Consider the following 17,412-nt stretch of genomic DNA (forward strand, 5'->3'; position numbering starts at 1 on the left):
AGTAGAGGATCAAATGGCGAAAGATTTTAACAATCAGCAAGTAGTGGAACGCTATGACGATCATATCCGTCGTCTGATTCCAGGTTATGAGCTGATGCATCAACAAGTGGATGCGATTTTACAGTCATCTTTGAGTTCAGACGCGCAGATTTTAATTGTTGGTTGTGGTACAGGTTATGAGCTTGAGTATTTATTGAATAGGCATCCGACTTGGCGTTTTACAGCGGTTGATCCTTCTTTAAGTATGTTGCATAAAGCACAAGCACTCATTCAGCGGCTTGGTCAGTCAGAGCGTGTGCAATTTGTTCATGGTGAAACAGCAGCATTGCCTACGCAGCCAAAATTTGATGCAGCCCTGTCTATTTTAGTTGCGCATTTTGTGCCGCATGAACTTAAACCGAGTTTCTTTACTGAAATATCAAAGCGATTAAAAGCGGATGGATTGCTCATCACCTACGATTTAATGGCTTGTGAAGATTCTCAACAATTTCAAGCGTTACCACTGTTATGTCAGAGCAATGGTCTGAGTGTCGAGCAGAGTCAAGCCATGATGGAACGTTTAGGGCAGGACTTTTTTAGGATCTCTTTTGGTGCTTATCGGCAACTGCTTCAGCACACAGGTTTTGAACAGGTGCATTGCTTTAGCCAAGTTTTAACTTATCAAGGACTGATTGCCCAGAAAAAACAGGAGGATATCTTGACCTCGGAACTTTCTGGCAAGGCTGTTTTCACTCAACAAGGAATTCAACATTAGAACAGCAACTTAATTTTTAGCTTTTAACTGAAGTTTTTAACAGTGGCTGCAATAGCCGCTGCTCGGTTCTGCTGTCTTGAAAAAAGTGGCTATTTATTTAAATAGGAGGTGAAAACTAAATAAATCAATGGTTTGAATTTTTAGAATAAAAAATGTGATGTGGTACATCTGTGCGACAAAGGAAAAACACAAACAAAGAATGATCTTAAAACGGGTTTTAAGATCAGCCGAAAAGGAAATTGATTTTAATGAAAAAGTTTATTTTAACGGTACAAAAAAGCATATTGGCAACGGCAGTTTTAACGGCTATGTCCTCTGCTTATTCGGGAACTGAAAGTGCTGAAATTGCACAACTCAGACAAGAAGTTCAAGAGTTGCGCGCCATGCTGCAACAATATGTGAAGCAACCTGTTCAGACACAATCGACAGCTCCAGTTGCCGTAGCTGCTGCGCCACAGCTGACCGAAACACAAGCTCCAAAACTGAATATCAGCAAAGGTGGGGCTGAAGTCAATTTATATGGTTATCTCCGTGCCGATGCTTCTTATCAGGTCAAAGGCGCATCGACTATGTATAACAATATCAGTGGTGTGCCACTGGAACATACTGTTGAGGAAGCTCAACAAAAAGACCGCTTGCATTCAACCGTCAATGTCACCCGTTTAGGTTTAAATTTTAAAACGCCTACAACAGTAGGTGATGTTGGTGGCAAGCTGGAAATGGATTTTTTTGGCGGCAGTACACGTGATCAATTCCGTATTCGGCATGCCTATTTAACCTTTGATAAATGGTTGATTGGTCAGACCTGGTCAACCTTTATTGCACCTGAATATTATCCAGAGACCATTGATGCGGGAACCTATGTCGGTGGCGCATTACAACGCTCTCCGTTGGTACGTTATAGCGATAATTTATCAGCCAATACCAGTTTTGCTGTCGCGATTGAAGACCCTAAATATACTGCAACCTCTGACCCTGATAATGAAATGCGATTGCCTGCTTTAGTTGGGCGGTTGAACCATAAATTTGCCAATGGTTCACTGTTGTCAGGTCGTACTTTTATGGCGGAGAAAAAGACCAGTAATGATGAGGAATGGGCATGGGGTGTAGGGCTCGGCGGTAAATATCAGCTGACACCACAAACTTTCTTAAAAGCCGATTATTACCATGTTAAAGGTGACGGCCGTTTTCTGCTTTGGACCAATAACAGCTATGTAATTGATGATAAAAATCATATTCAGAGCAATGAATTCGACACCATTTCAGCAGGCTTGACCCATCAATTTAATTCGAAGCTTCGCTCAACCTTGGGTTATGGCTATATGAAAGCCAAGGATGACAATACTTTCGCCGAAATTCAAAAAAATAATGCAACTCAAAACAAGCAGCTTTGGCAGGGCTGGATCAATGCCATGTACAACCCGTATAAACCCATCACCTTGGGGGTGGAATATGTCTATGGCGAGCGTGAAACCTTTGACGGCCGTAACGGGATTGATAACCGCTTCAATATGATGGCGAGTTACGATTTTTAATCAAGACCTTGAATAATCTGTTTTTTCTTTAGGGTGCAGTATGTCTTTTTAAAAATGAACAAGAATTTATCTCATAGAGGAGATGATTAAATGGCAACATCGACGTTGAATGTCAATGCAATTATTGACCAAGCAAAATTTACCCCTTTTCACTGGAGCATTTTGCTTTGGTGCTTACTGATTATTATTTTTGACGGTTATGACCTGGTTATTTATGGTGTGGTTTTGCCTGTCTTGATGCAGGAATGGTCACTCACCGCGGTACAGGCGGGTATGTTGGCCAGTACCGCCTTATGCGGCATGATGTTTGGTGCCATGCTGTTCGGGGCTTTGGCAGATAAAATCGGTCGCAAAAATGTGATCTTGATCTGTGTGACGTTTTTTAGTGGTTTTACCTTTTGGGGTGCATTTGCATCGACACCTTTTGAGTTTGGTATTTTAAGATTTTTAGCCGGTTTAGGCATTGGCGGCGTGATGCCGAATTTGGTGGCGTTAACCTCTGAATACGCACCGAAACGGATACGCAGTACCTTGGTTGGGAGCATGTTTAGTGGCTATGCCATCGGTGGAATTATTTCGGCATTGTTGGGCAGTTATTTAGTCGAAAGCCAAGGTTGGCAAATCATGTTCTTGATCGCAGGTATTCCATTGTTGTTGTTACCGATTTTATGGAAGTTCTTACCTGAGTCACTGACCTTTTTAGTGAAAAGCGGCAAGACTGAGCAAGCCCATGCCATCATTCAAAAAATTGCACCAGAGCAGGCATTAAGCCGTGAGACACGCTTATGCTTGAATGACGATCATCTGGATACAGGCAGTTCGGCAAAAGCTTTATTTCAACATGGTCGTGCTTTAAGTACGCTGATGTTCTGGCTGTTATTCTTTATGTGTTTGCTGATGGTTTATGCATTGAGTAGCTGGTTACCAAAACTGATGCTGGCAGCAGGTTATTCATTGGGTAAAAGTATCCTATTCCTGCTAGCGCTAAACGTTGGGGCCATGCTTGGGGCAATTTTTGGTGGGATACTGTCAGATAAATTCCACTTAAAGCCTGTGATTTTAACCATGTTTGTGGCAGGAGTCTTTGCCTTGGTCGGACTCGGTTATAACTCGCCAGCCTATATACTATATGGTTTGGTGACGATTGCGGGTGCTGCAACTATTGGTACTTCAATCCTTTTATATAGTTATGTGGCGCAATTTTATCCATTGAGTGTGCGCTCGACAGGGATTGGCTGTGCATCTGCAGTTGGCCGAATTGGTGCTATTGTTGGGCCAATTTTAACAGGGATGCTGCTGACCTTAGGTCTACCGCATAAGATGAACTTTGTGATGATTGCCATCCCTGCGATTATTGCGATCTTTGCGGTGTTGGTGCTGAAACGGCATGAGTCAGACAGTGGGAGTAAAAGTGCAGTGAGCCCTACGACAAACATCGCTGAAACAGGCGAAGCATAGCAATATAATATTACTTATAAAACAAAGTCGATGCGCTCAACGCATCGACTTTTGTATTCTACTCTGAGTTAACTCAACGGCATGATTCTAGTTTTTAGGATCTCCATAAAGGTTTTTAAAATCATATGGTAGTTTTTGCCTTTATGGGTGATCAGACAGATCGGGGTACTGTAATGCATCACCTCCTGTAAAATCGGTTGCATAAAACCATCCTCCACCCATTTCCTCGCATAATGATCGGGTAAAAAACCGAGAAACTTACCTGTTAAGATCAGAAAGGCGATGCCTTCACGGTCACTGGCTGTGGCTGAGCAATCGAGCAGTTGGTGTAATTTTGCCGCCTCTGCTGTCGTTGCATAATTGGGCAATACCGCTTGCCAGTTTTTTAAATCTGCAGTGTGGAAGCCACCTAAATGTTGAAACAGCGGGTGATTTTTACCGCAGTAGAGTAAAGACTTTTCGCTATATAAATCAAAATAATCTAAGCCAGATAATGGGGTGACTAAGGGGATGGCACCTGCATGTAAGCGGTTGTCCAAGACGCGACATTCAATATCGGACAAGGTACTCATACTGATATTAATCACCACTTCTGGATTTTCATCAGCCAATAGCGCAAGGGTATTGGTGATATAGGCGCTGGGCATGGTGACTAAATTATTAATAATCCCAATATTAAATTCACCTTTGAGCTGATTATGCATTTGATTGATTTTGGCTCGAAAGTCTTCAATCGAAGCATTCAACACTTCAATATATTCCAGAATTTCACGACCATCATCGGTCAGGGCAAAGCCTGCTCGACCACGCTGACACAGTCGAATACCGAGCCGATTTTCCAGATCACTCATATGCAGACTAATCGCAGAACGACTGATGCCAAGTAGACTTTCCGCAGCGCTAAAGCTGTGGCAGTCACACACCGTTTTAAAAATTTTGAGCAGTTTTATATCAAAATCAGTCACTTGATTTAATTTTTTAGGCTTCATTTAGTTTTGCTTTTTTATATCTAAACTCAAGATAATTTGAATTTATCAAAACTATAACGCGCTGTACACTCCAAACATAAACCCAAAACAAGAAGAGTGATTATGTTTGATATCGACACCACAAATGACCGTGATGATGCATTGGAAGCCAGTCCGTCAGACGCTGCTATGAAGTTAAATTATCAAGCGCATTGGATGCCGTTTACCGCCAATCGTAATTTTCATCAAGATCCACGCATCATCGTGGCTGCCAAAGGTTCGTCTTTGATCGACAGTGCAGGACGTGAGATTTATGACTCATTGTCAGGATTATGGACTTGCGGTGCAGGGCATAGCTTGCCTGAAATCCAGCAAGCGGTGAGTCGCCAATTGGCAAAACTGGATTATTCACCAGCTTTCCAATTTGGACACCCATTATCCTTTCAATTGGCTGAAAAAATTGTGCAACACATGCCTGAAAAGCTACAGCATGTATTTTTTACCGATTCGGGTTCTGAGTCAGCAGATACTGCGATTAAAATGGCAAGAGCTTATTGGCGGATTAAAGGTCAACCGAGCAAAACCAAGCTGATTGGGCGGGCACGTGGCTACCATGGTGTCAATGTGGCAGGGACAAGCCTAGGCGGTATCGGTGGCAACCGCAAAATGTTCGGTCAATTGATGGATGTAGATCATTTACCGCATACCTTGCAACCACATCTGAGCTTTAGCAAAGGCTGTGCTGAAACAGGCGGAATTGAGCTGGCCGAAGAAATGCTCAAGCTGATTGAGTTACATGATGCATCGAATATTGCCGCAGTGATTGTTGAACCTGTTTCGGGTTCGGCAGGTTGTATTGTGCCGCCAACAGGTTATTTAAAACGCCTGCGAGAAATCTGTGATCAACACAATATCCTGCTGATCTTTGATGAAGTAATTACGGGTTTTGGTCGCATGGGTACATGGACAGCAGCAGAATATTTCGATGTAACGCCTGATCTTCTGACCTTTGCCAAACAAATTACCAATGGTGCTGTTCCATTAGGTGGCGTTGTCGCAAGCCGCGAAATCTATGATGCCTTTATGCAACAAGACTTGCCTGAACATGCGGTTGAATTTACCCACGGCTATACCTATTCAGGGCACCCCGTTGCCTGTGCCGCAGCTTTAGCCACTTTAGATGTATTGGAAAATCAAAATCTGATTACTCAATCTGCGGCCTTAGCCCCAAGTTTTGAAAAATTGATTCATGAATTGAAAGGTGCACCGAATGTGATTGATATCCGCAATTGCGGCTTGATTGGTGCGTTACAACTGGCACCGCGTGAAGGAGATGCCACCATTCGTGGATTTGAAATTGGTATGAAGTTGTGGAAAGCCGGTTTCTATGTGCGTTTTGGTGGAGACACCATTCAGTTTGGCCCAATGTTCAATAGCACCGAAGCGCAATTATCAAGGTTGATCAATGCTGTGGGTGAAACTCTTTATCAAGTGAAATAAAGCTTGGCTGATTACCCGCCAAAAGCAAACGGAAAATAAGACACAGAGACAAGGAATACAGATGAATAATTTAGAACATTTTAATGCCAGTGCGTTCAGCAATACGGATTCAGCTCAAGCCTCAACCCCTCAATTGATTGGGCATTTTATTCAAGGTGGTTTAGTCACCAAATTCAGTCGAAAACAAGCGGTCTATAATCCGGCAACAGGTGAGATCAGCAAAGAAGTGGCATTGGCGGATACAGCCTTAGTGAATCAGGTGGTGCAGATTGCAGAACAGGCTTTCCCAGCATGGCGCGATACACCGGTGATCAAACGCGCGCGGGTGATGTTTAAGTTCAAACAATTACTTGAAGAAAATGCTGAAACCCTGTGTGAATTGATCGGGCAAGAGCATGGCAAGATTTGCCATGATGCCAAAGGTGAATTGCAGCGTGGCATTGAAAATGTGGAATATGCCTGTGGTGCACCTGAGTTTTTAAAAGGCGAATATTCTAAGAATGTTGGTCCAGATATTGATTCTTGGAGTGAGTTTCAACCTTTAGGTGTGGTTGCAGGGATTACCCCTTTTAACTTCCCTGCAATGGTGCCGCTGTGGATGTTCCCGATGGCGATTGTGTGTGGCAATTGCTTTATTTTAAAACCTTCGGAAAAGGCACCATCCGCTGCATTATATCTAGCTGAATTATTGAAACAAGCGGGTTTGCCAGATGGGGTGTTTAATGTGGTCAATGGTGACAAAGAAGCCGTCGATGCTTTACTGCATCATCCTAAAATCCAAGCCATCAGCTTTGTTGGATCAACGCCAATCGCGGAATATATTTATCGGACTGCCACCTCGACAGGAAAACGCTGTCAGGCCTTAGGTGGTGCAAAAAATCATGCCATCATTATGCCCGATGCCGATATTGATAACGTGGTGACCTCTTTACTGGGGGCGGCCTTTGGTTCATCGGGTGAGCGTTGTATGGCCTTGTCCGTTGCGGTGGCCATTGGCGATGAAGTGGCCGATGTGGTGATTGCCAAGCTCAAGCAAGAAATGCAGCAATTGAAGTTTGGTCATTATGCCGATGCCAGTAATGACTTTGGACCGCTCATTTCGCAAGCACATAAACAGAAGGTACAAGCTTATATCCAAAGTGCCGAGCAACAAGGTGCTAAAATTGTAGTGGATGGACGTGATGCCAAACCCGTCGGTTATGAACATGGATTCTTTGTCGGGCCGACCTTGATTGATCAAATTTCAGCAGAGATGACAAGCTATCAACAAGAAATTTTTGGGCCGGTATTACAAGTGATTCGTGTCGAGAGCATGCAAGAAGCCATGCAGTTGATCAACGACCATGAATATGGCAATGGCACCTGTATTTATACTCGCGATGGCGAAGCGGCGCGTTATTTTAGCAATAATATCCAAGTGGGTATGGTCGGGATCAATGTGCCATTACCTGTACCTGTTGCCTATCACAGTTTTGGCGGCTGGAAGCGTTCACTGTTTGGTGATTTATATGCTTATGGGCCAGATGGCGTGCGTTTCTATACCCGCCGTAAAACCATCACCCAACGTTGGCCATCCGCACAGATTCGTGAGGCGAAACAATTTGCCATGCCAACTTTAAATTAATTTTTGCTCAAGGGGAGACCATTGGTTTTCCCTTTTTATTTTTATAGGAATTTAAACATGTAATTAACGGTTTTTTAAGACGTATTTTTAAGGAATAAAATATGAATAGCGTAAAAACAACAAAATTAGGTGAAGGACTTTCGAACCGCCATGTCACTATGATCAGTATTGGTGGTGTCATTGGTGCAGGTTTATTTGTCGGTTCATCCGCTGCAATTGCCAAAGCAGGTCCCGCTGCTGTACTGGCTTATATTATTACCAGTATTCTGGTTTTTTTAGTCATGCGTATGCTCGGTGAAATGGCCGTTGCACAGCCTGACACAGGTTCATTTTCAACGTATGCCCGTAAAGCAATTGGTCCTTGGGCAGGTTTTAGTGTGGGCTGGCTGTATTGGTGGTTCTGGGTTTTGGTGATTCCAATTGAAGCCATTGCAGGGGCCGAAATTCTGCATGCTTGGTTTCCACAGGTATCCAGTGCCATTTACGCCTTTGCATTTATTATTTTACTGAGTTTGGCCAACTTCTTTAGCACCAAAAGTTTTGGCGAGTTTGAGTTTTGGTTTGCGCTGATTAAAGTGATTGCGATCCTTGTATTTATTGTGATTGGTGCATCTGCTGTATTTGGACTGTGGCCTTTAGCCAAAGATGTCAGTGGTGTGGGCAATCTCTTTTCCAATGGCGGCTTTATGCCACATGGCATGGGCGGTGTTCTATCGGCAATTTTGATCTCGGCATTTTCCTTCTTTGGCATTGAAATTCTTTCGATTGCTGCGGCGGAGTCTAAAAATCCTGAAGAGAAAATCAAACGAGCGACCAATTTAGTGCTGTATCGGATTATCTTATTCTTCGTGGTTTCGATTTTCCTCGCGGTTGCCTTGGTTGATTGGCGTTCACCCGATTTACAAAAATTAGGCACCTTTCAGTATGTCTTGGTCAGCCTAAATATTCCTCAAACCAAGTTAATTATGGACACTGTGGTATTTATTGCCGTGGCGAGTTGTATGAATGCGGCTGTCTATACCTCTTCACGCATGCTATTTGCTTTAGGGGCTCGTCAAGAAGCCCCAAAAATGGTCACGAAAATTAATGCAGCAGGTGTACCGACCATCGCGGTATTTGCATCGACATTGATTGGATTGATTTGTTGTGCAGTGAATTATTTATTTCCTGGGCAAGTATTTGGATTCCTACTGTCAACTACGGGTTCGATTGCACTGGTGGTTTACTTGGTGATTGCAGTATCACAACTCCGTTTGCGCACCCAATTAGACAAAGTTGGGGCTGCTGTGCCTTTTAAAATGTGGTTATTTCCGTGGCTGACTTGGTTTGTGATTGTCGTGATTATGAGCGTACTAGGTTATATGTTCCTGTCACCTCAATATAGCTATGAAACGACTTTATCTTTGAGCGTAACCTTCATTGTCGTGATCTGTGGACTGATCGTGACCCGAAAGAAGAAAAGTAATCGAACCGTCGCAATACGGGTAGATTGATAACACATCATCATAAGGCCTGTGCGTTAAAGTTTAGGCCTTATTATTTTTATAGGCGAAATAGGAGCAACCTGCACACGAGAGCATGATGATGGCAATGCCCGTGATTTGATATGGATTGAGATGTTCATTTAAGATCAGCCAACCGGCAAGGGCACTGACTGCAGGAGAGGCGCTCAGTAAAATTCCAAATACTTTCGGTTCGAGCTTTTTCATCGCAAAGATATCCAGCAGGAACGGTAGGGTACTAGAAAGTAGTGACACTAAAACACAGAGCAGCAAAATCCAATAAGAATGAAATAGCTGAGTCAGATCAGAGATACCAAAGGGCAGCGCAAATAGAGTGGCCACCAACATGCCAATCGCCACCGTATTGCTGCCGCCTTTGGCGACTTTAGTACCGTAAATGATATACATGCCCCAACAGAATGCTGCGGCAAGCGCATAAAACATGCCGATATAACTGAAATTCTGATTGCTACTACCCAAAGGTAACAGCATCAGCCCAATAAACGACAAAGCACCCCAGAGTAAATCCTGTTTCTGTTTTGACATGACAATGGCAACGGTGAGTGGGCCCAAGACTTCAATTGAAATGGCAATACCAATCGATAGATGCGAAAATGCCTTATAGATCAAAAGATTCATGAGGCTCAGAATTAACCCATAAATGATCAGGTTTTTCCAATCCATCTGGGAATGCAAGCTACGCCAAGGTTTGAAAATTATCCAAAGTAATAGAGCTGAGAAACTTAAGCGAATCAGCGCAACTCCTTCAGCACCAAAGATCGGAAATAGGGTTTTGGCAATTGCAGCCCCAATTTGTACCGAGGCAAGTGATAGGCATGCTGCAGCCAAAGCAAATTCTTGTTTATTCTGAACAGACGCACGCATGTCGATGACCTAGAGCTTGATCATGAGATTTTAGTTCCTGAAGGATGATTAAATTGCGCTTATTGATTGAAGTTTGTGGGTTATTCACTCTATTATCGAAGAAAGATGAGAAATTAATTCATGGCAGAACTTTCACTCGATCATTTTGATTATGCAATTTTAAGAATATTGCAGCAGGATAATAAAACTTCACATCGGCAGATTTCGGAACAGATTGGTCTATCTCAGGCATCGGTACAACGGCGTATTGTTCGAATGGAACAGGAAGCGATTATTGAAAAGAATTGTGCGGTACTGAATCCAAAGCGATTTGGAGAGAAGGTCACATCCATTATCGAGGTCCGTTTAAGCGAGGATCGTTCCGTGGTGATGGATCGGGCCAAGCAATACTTTGCTGGCGTAGACGAGATTCAGCAATGTTATTTCGTCAATGGCGGGGTGTCTTTTATTATGATTATGCTCTCCAATAATCTATCTCATTTTGAAGCCTTAGTCAGAAAGCATTTTGCCGATAATCAAGATGTAAAAACCTATCGGACCTTAATCGTTTTAGATCGGGTCAAAGTCAGTTTAGATCTTTGTTTTTAGTTCAGATTGAACTGCTGATTCAGTTTCACTTGGTTGAGGTGTGAATTCATACAAGAGTGTTGCCTTGACTTTCTAAACCAAGTGCTATTTTACTGTGATCAACGGTTCTGTGGAAAAAGCTCAACAGCATTTTCAATCAAGCATTGACGTAAGATACTAAAGGCAAAAGTCATGTCTTGCTCCTGCACACAGGCAAATCCAAGCAATAGGCCCGATTGAATTGGGGTATCGACACCTGAATAATATTGTGACAATGGGCGGACATTGACCCCGCGCGACAGTGCCAGTGCAGATATTTCAACATCATTGGCGTGATCAGGTAATTTGAGTACCAGATGCAGACCTGCATCATGATTAAATTCGTGTACAAACACATCGCCCAGATAACGGTGAATCAGTTCAATCAGAAATTTCCGTCTTTTACTATACAGCAGGCGCATCCGGCGGATATGCGCTGCATAATGTCCTTCACGAATAAATTCTGCCAAAGCACGTTGAGTGAGTAAGTGACCGCCTCGATACAGTTCCGCCGAAATCGTTCGTAAGGGCTGTACCAGTTGTTTTGGAACCACCATATAGCCAATGCGCAAGGCGGGATAAATGGTTTTACTAAAGGTTCCAATATAAATGACCGGTGGATTGTCTTCCAAACCCTGTAACGATGGATAAGGCTGACCTGAAAAACGGAACTCACTGTCGTAGTCATCTTCAATAATCCAGCTACCATGCTGTTGAGCCAAATCCAGCAATTTTCTGCGTCTAGATAAACTGAGATGCGAACCCAAAGGATATTGATGAGACGGGGTAACGAAAATCAGGCGCGGTGGGGTAGCTGGATGTTCTTCTGGAATAATGCCTTCGGCATCGACAGGCATCGGAACAATATTGAGGCCATTGATACGCAGAATATTCTTGGCACCCCAATAGCCCGGATTTTCAATCCAGACATTGTCATTTAAATCACATAAAGCGCGTGACACCAGATCAACCGCCTGATGGATGCCTTCGGTAATAATAATCTGGTCTGTTTCACAATTGACTGAACGGGCAATGCGCAAATAATCCGCCAATGCATGGCGTAACTCCATACATCCTCCGGCATTGCTGTAGATCAAATTGGCAATTTCAGGCTGTCGACTGAGACGGGATTTGATCCGGTTAAATTCGGCATGCGGAAATTCGGTGACATCAGGCGCACCGGGTACAAAGGCGCCCCATTGATAGGGGGAGGCAGCTGCATGTTGCAGCAAAGTCTCCCCACGCTGAGAAAGCGTTCGTGCTGTATCTTCTGTGCTTGCAGCAGCATAGCTTGGTGTAGTACTGACCTGAATATAGCTTTCAGGTAGTGTCTCTGATACCCAAGTGCCTCGACCGGTATGTGCTTGAATATAACCTTCAGCACGTAATTGCTCATAGGCATTGAGCACGGTATTACGTGAAACGTGCAGCTCATTGGCCAAATCACGTGATGCAGGAAGACGAGTATTGGGCGCAAGAATGCCTTCCAAAATGGCATCTCTTAAACAATGAAAAACCCGAGCGGGTAAAGTCCCTTCACTGGCCTGTTGTAAATGTTGTAACAGGTAGTCTCCTAACAGGGTACGCAATTGGCTCTCTCCTTTAGTCCAAAAGTGGCTCTCGTCTATTCCTTATAAAAGGTACACATTAAGTACCCATAGTGCATTTTAGCCTTGTTTCAGCAATACATTGCCATGAAGCAATTTAAATGCCCAAAAAGATTATTGTTTTGTCGTATAGAGGTAACAAAATGGATGCAAAGCATATTGCAATAAATGCTCGTAAACAGCAAGCAACGCCACGTGGTGTTGGCGTGATGTGCCAATGGTATGCTGAACGTGCGAGCAATGCGACTTTGTGGGATACGGAAGGAAACGAATATATTGATTTTGCCGGTGGAATTGCAGTTTTAAATACGGGGCATCGCCATCCAAAAGTCATCGCCGCGGTGGCTGAACAACTGAATAAATTTACCCATACGGCCTATCAAATTGTACCGTATGAAAGTTATGTGTCTCTGGCTGAACGGATTAATGCCCGCGCGCCGATTGAAGGTCCTGCCAAAACAGCATTTTTTACCACAGGTGCTGAAGCTGTTGAGAATGCAGTGAAGATTGCGCGTGCTGCAACGGGCCGTCATGGCATTATCACCTTTGGTGGTGGTTTCCACGGTCGTACTTTTATGACCATGGCCATGACAGGCAAAACAGCCCCTTATAAACGTGACTTTGGTGTGATGACCGCAGGCGTATTCCATGCCCGTTATCCAGTGGCGTCTAAAGGAATTTCGGTGAATGATGCCTTGATTAGCCTAGAAGAAATTTTTAGTGAAGATATTGCAGCACATGATGTGGCTGCAATTGTACTAGAGCCTGTACAAGGTGAAGGCGGATTTAATGTCGCACCAGTTGAGTTTATGCAACAACTGCGCAAGATTTGTGATGAACACGGTATTCTGTTAATTGCAGATGAAGTACAAACTGGCTTTGCGCGTACCGGCCAACTGTTTGCGATGCAGCATTATCCAGTCAAAGCAGATTTGATTACCATGGCAAAAAGCTTGGGTGGTGGTTTTCCTCTGTCAGGTGTGGTCGGTCGTGCTGAAGTGATGGATGCACCGAATCCAGGCGGTTTAGGCGGTACTTATGCGGGTAACCCACTTGCGATTGCCGCAGCCAATGCCGTGATCGATGTGATTGAAGATGAACAGTTATGTGAACGTGCCAATGTACTCGGTGATGAATTAGTAGAAATGCTCAAAGTGGCACAAAAATATTCAAACGATATAACTGATATTCGTGCATTGGGTTCGATGGTGGCAGTTGAATTTGGTGATCATGTCACGGGCCAACCGAAACCAGAAGTGGCGAAAGCCATTCAGCAATATGCCATGGATCAGGGCTTATTACTTTTAACCTGTGGCAAGCATGGCAATGTGATTCGTTTCTTATATCCATTGACGATTCCTATGGTTCAGTTCAATCAAGCGCTGGTGATTATTCAAGATGCAATTGCAGCGCAACAACCTGCCTTACAAAAGCTCGCAGGAGCTGAAGCATGATTGATCTCAACTTGCAGGCTCTATTAAAGCATCCAGATATTCGTTTTGATGCGGCGCCAACTGAACATTATTTTGTAGTGGATGATGCGGCGACAGGACAAGCTTTGGCTTGGGTCAAAGCATCTGACCAAGCCGAAGTTGAAGCAGCGATTACGCGTTCAGCCATCGCTCAGGCTCAATGGCAACAGCAAACGGCTTTGGTACGTGCCGATATTCTACTGGCGTGGTATCAGCTGATTTTGCAACAGCGTGAAGCTTTGGCACAAATCTTAACCGCAGAACAAGGAAAATCACTGGCAGAAGCACGTGGCGAAATTGCTTATGCTGCTTCGTTCATTCGTTGGTTTGCAGAGCAGGCGCGTCGTGTCGATGGTTCCGTGTTAACACCTGTTCAATCACAGCAGCGTTTGATTGTGCTTAAACAAGCGATTGGAGTGACCGCAGCGATTACGCCGTGGAATTTCCCAGCAGCCATGATCACTCGAAAAATTGCACCTGCTTTGGCTGCGGGGTGTTCGATGTTGGTCAAACCTGCGGAACAGACTCCGTTAACTGCCTATGCTTTGGCGGTACTGGCAGAGCAGGCAGGCTTACCCGCTGATTTATTTATTTTGATCAGTGGTGATGCGGTGGCTGTTGGGCAAACTTTATGTGCAAGTGATACGGTGCGTAAACTCAGCTTTACAGGTTCAACCGATGTTGGTCGTATTTTGATGAAACAATGTGCGCCAACCATCAAAAAGCTTTCTTTAGAGCTGGGTGGCAATGCTCCTGTGATTATTTTTGATGATGCAGATGTTGAGCGTGCAGTGCAGGGCATTATGGTCAGCAAGTTCCGTAACAGCGGACAAACCTGTGTCTGTGCCAACCGTATCTATGTTCAGGACGGGATTTATGATGAGATTTGTGAGCGCTTAAAAATCGCCGTTGAACAGCAACTTCGTGTCGGGGATGGACGTGAAGAAGGAGTGACACAAGGTCCACTGATTGATCAAGACGCAGTTGAAAAAGTGCAATCGCATATTGCCGATGCGGTGACTCAGGGTGCTTCGATTGTTGTTGGTGGCCAGCCGCATGCCTTGGGGAAAACTTTCTTTGAACCGACCATCTTAAGAGATGTCACTCAGCAGATGAAAGTTGCCAAAGAAGAAACTTTTGGTCCATTAGCGCCGTTATTCCGTTTCAATGATGAAGCTGAGGCAGTTGCAATGGCCAACGATACGGAGTTTGGTTTGGCGAGTTATATTTTTACTCAAGACATGGCACGTCAATGGCGCGTAGGTGAAGCGCTGCAATATGGTATGGTCGGGGTGAATACAGGGCTGATTTCCAATGAGGTCGCACCTTTTGGTGGAATTAAACAGTCAGGTTTAGGTCGTGAAGGTTCGCAATTTGGGATTGAGGAATATCTGGAACTGAAATATATGTGTGTCGATATTTCTTAATCGAAAACGGTTAATGGTCTGAACGAGCGTACTCCTTTCTTCAGACCTTTTTATCCATTCAAGCACTTCAGCGATGAGGTGCTTTTTGTATTGAAAATGCGGGGTAATTTTTGAGATCCATTGCATCTCGATTTTCATGCTTATTTAAATGGTACCTATGTTTTCAACCAAATTGGTTCTCGGTTTTATTGAAAAATCACAGACAATGAAAAGTGCAAAAATAAATATGGATAATGGAATAACGGACTTATGAATAAGAAATTATGCTTAGGACTCAGCGTTTGTATGATGACCTTCGGGACTCAGGCACAAACACCACAAGCGGATATCATTGTGATGAATGCAGATATCCGAACTTCAAATCCAGCCAAACCGAAAGCACAAGCATTTGCAATTAAAGATGGCAAGTTTCTAGCTGTTGGTAATAATGCCTTTATTCAAAATATGGCAAGTCCAAAGACACAGGTGATTGATGCCCAAGGTAAAACAGTCCTACCTGGTTTGACCGATGCACATACTCATTTATTAGGTGGTCTGGAACTTTGGGAAGGTGTGGATCTGTTTGGGATCACCGATCGGCAAGAATGGTTTAAATTGATTGCCAAACGAGATAAAGAACTTGCGAAAGATGCGTGGTTGGTCGGTGGGCGTTGGGATGTCAGCGCCATGAAGGACAATCGTATGCCAACACGTCAGGAGCTGGATGCGATTGTGCCTGATCGGCCTGTGGTGTTACAGGATATTGATTATCATACCGTTTGGGTAAACAGCAAGGCGATGCAATTGCTGGGAATCGATAAAAATACCAAAGCACCAGAAGGCGGCGAGATTGTTAAAGATCCACAAACAGGTGAGCCGACAGGAATTTTTAAAGAAACGGCAGCCAATCAACTGGTTTTAGCAAGCCCTCAATATACAAAAGCATTACTCTCAGGCAAAGCCGCAATCCCAGTGGTTGAAAAAATTGTTGCTCATTTTAACAGCTTGGGAATAACCTCGGTACATGATATGTGGGCTGAACTCGCTACAGTGTATCCAGCTTTACTTGAGTCACAGAAACAGTTACCGATGCGTATTCGTTTTGGATTAATGGCTGGGGAAGATCAGGCAACGCTGGCACAACTGCAAAGCTATGCCAAACAACGGGATCAACTGAATCAACGTTTTATCCAAAAAGAGCAGCAGTGGCAGAAAGGGCCGCAGTTCCGTTTTGGTTATATGAAATATTTTGTTGATGGTACGCTGATGAGCTATACCGCAGCATTGAATGAACCTTATGCAGATCGACACCATTTCAACATCGAGCCTATTACTTCGCAGCCAAAATTGAATGACATCGTGAAAAATGCCAACGACGTGGGCTTTCCTGTGGCGATCCATGCCATCGGTGACAAAAGTGTGGATATGGCATTGAATGCGATTGAAAACAGTCCGAAACATCGCCAACTGCTGAATCGGATTGAACATATTGAAGTCACCACTAAAACGGCAATCCCTCGCTTTGCTGAATTAGGCGTTGTCGCTTCCATGCAGCCAGACCATGCGATTGTTGGTAATTATCAGGAGTCACGTCTCGGTGAAGCACGCATGCCATATAGCTATGCTTGGCAGTCGTTATTGAGTAGTGGTGCGTCGATGGTGTTGGGCAGCGACTGGCCAACGGCCCCTGAAAATCCAATGCTACAGTTAAGTGATGTCGTGTTCCGCGAATATAATGGCAAGACGCGTTATAGCGATAATGCCTTGAGTTTAGATGAAGCCTTGTATGCCTATACCCAAGCACCCGCCAATGTCGCAGGCTGGGGCAATGAAATTGGCAGTATTAGTGTAGGAAAATGGGCGGATTTTGTGGTTTTACAAGGGGCTTTGCAAACGCCATTAAATAAAGACATTAAAGACTGGAAAGTGGCTCAAACTTGGTTTGCGGGAGAAAAAGTTTATGACGGCAAGCTGAACAGTAAATAATAAATTGAGTGAAATAAAAAAGCCTGCGGGCTTTTTTATTTTTAGTGATTTGATTTTAAATCATGGCTAAACGCATTTTGCTTAAAAAATAAATGGTTCCTATATTTTT

13 protein-coding genes are annotated in these 17,412 nt (G+C 43.9%); 10 read left to right on the plus strand and 3 right to left on the minus strand.

Translation table 11 applies throughout. The features are described from left to right. Positions 1-13: 13 nt before the first annotated feature. The 3 genes from F902_RS08830 to F902_RS08840 all read left to right on the plus strand — a co-directional run bounded on the left by F902_RS08830 (position 14) and on the right by F902_RS08840 (position 3,747). Positions 14-754 (plus strand): class I SAM-dependent methyltransferase, encoded by a 741-nt coding sequence (locus F902_RS08830; protein ID WP_005202737.1) that lies wholly within the window; start codon positions 14-16, stop codon positions 752-754. 248 nt (positions 755-1,002) lie between these two features. Next, positions 1,003-2,289: a DcaP family trimeric outer membrane transporter gene (locus tag F902_RS08835; RefSeq protein ID WP_005202738.1), complete on the plus strand. Its 1,287-nt coding sequence runs from the start codon at positions 1,003-1,005 to the stop codon at positions 2,287-2,289. 90 nt (positions 2,290-2,379) lie between these two features. After that, positions 2,380-3,747, plus strand: a complete 1,368-nt coding sequence (locus tag F902_RS08840) for an MFS transporter (protein WP_005202740.1) — start codon at positions 2,380-2,382, stop codon at positions 3,745-3,747. Between the two features lie 68 nt (positions 3,748-3,815). Here the strand turns inward: F902_RS08840 and F902_RS08845 are convergent, their stop codons facing one another. After that, a complete protein-coding gene (locus tag F902_RS08845) occupies positions 3,816-4,736 on the minus strand; it encodes a LysR family transcriptional regulator (RefSeq protein WP_005202742.1) in 921 nt (306 codons plus the stop codon). 96 nt (positions 4,737-4,832) lie between these two features. Between F902_RS08845 and aptA the strand changes: the two genes are divergently transcribed. The 3 genes from aptA to F902_RS08860 all read left to right on the plus strand — a co-directional run bounded on the left by aptA (position 4,833) and on the right by F902_RS08860 (position 9,332). Further along, complete coding sequence (aptA, locus tag F902_RS08850) at positions 4,833-6,215, plus strand: omega-aminotransferase AptA (RefSeq protein WP_171061113.1); 1,383 nt, start codon at positions 4,833-4,835, stop codon at positions 6,213-6,215. Between the two features lie 61 nt (positions 6,216-6,276). Further along, positions 6,277-7,839: a CoA-acylating methylmalonate-semialdehyde dehydrogenase gene (locus F902_RS08855; protein ID WP_005202745.1), complete on the plus strand. Its 1,563-nt coding sequence runs from the start codon at positions 6,277-6,279 to the stop codon at positions 7,837-7,839. 101 nt (positions 7,840-7,940) lie between these two features. Then, positions 7,941-9,332, plus strand: a complete 1,392-nt coding sequence (locus F902_RS08860; RefSeq protein ID WP_005202748.1) for an amino acid permease — start codon at positions 7,941-7,943, stop codon at positions 9,330-9,332. Positions 9,333-9,365: 33 nt separating this feature from the next. Here the strand turns inward: F902_RS08860 and F902_RS08865 are convergent, their stop codons facing one another. Beyond that, complete coding sequence (locus F902_RS08865; RefSeq protein ID WP_005202752.1) at positions 9,366-10,226, minus strand: EamA family transporter; 861 nt, start codon at positions 10,224-10,226, stop codon at positions 9,366-9,368. A 120-nt stretch (positions 10,227-10,346) separates the two neighbouring features. On the opposite strand from F902_RS08865, the gene F902_RS08870 reads away from it, so the two are divergent. Next, entirely contained in the window at positions 10,347-10,814 is a 468-nt protein-coding gene (locus tag F902_RS08870) for an Lrp/AsnC family transcriptional regulator (protein ID WP_005202754.1), read from the plus strand. Between the two features lie 98 nt (positions 10,815-10,912). Here the strand turns inward: F902_RS08870 and pdxR are convergent, their stop codons facing one another. Further along, positions 10,913-12,421: a MocR-like pyridoxine biosynthesis transcription factor PdxR gene (pdxR, locus tag F902_RS08875; RefSeq protein ID WP_005202756.1), complete on the minus strand. Its 1,509-nt coding sequence runs from the start codon at positions 12,419-12,421 to the stop codon at positions 10,913-10,915. Between the two features lie 161 nt (positions 12,422-12,582). On the opposite strand from pdxR, the gene F902_RS08880 reads away from it, so the two are divergent. The 3 genes from F902_RS08880 to F902_RS08890 all read left to right on the plus strand — a co-directional run bounded on the left by F902_RS08880 (position 12,583) and on the right by F902_RS08890 (position 17,303). Beyond that, entirely contained in the window at positions 12,583-13,893 is a 1,311-nt protein-coding gene (locus F902_RS08880; RefSeq protein ID WP_005202758.1) for a 4-aminobutyrate--2-oxoglutarate transaminase, read from the plus strand. Continuing rightward, positions 13,890-15,338, plus strand: coding sequence for an NAD-dependent succinate-semialdehyde dehydrogenase (locus F902_RS08885; RefSeq protein ID WP_005202759.1), 1,449 nt, complete (start codon positions 13,890-13,892; stop codon positions 15,336-15,338). Before F902_RS08880 ends, F902_RS08885 begins: the two co-directional genes overlap by 4 nt. Before the next feature lie 249 nt (positions 15,339-15,587). After that, on the plus strand, positions 15,588-17,303 hold the full coding sequence (locus F902_RS08890) for an amidohydrolase (RefSeq protein ID WP_017402233.1): 1,716 nt from the start codon (positions 15,588-15,590) through the stop codon (positions 17,301-17,303). Positions 17,304-17,412: the final 109 nt, after the last annotated feature.

This window comes from Acinetobacter higginsii (assembly GCF_000369525.1).
Classification (GTDB): domain Bacteria; phylum Pseudomonadota; class Gammaproteobacteria; order Pseudomonadales; family Moraxellaceae; genus Acinetobacter; species Acinetobacter higginsii.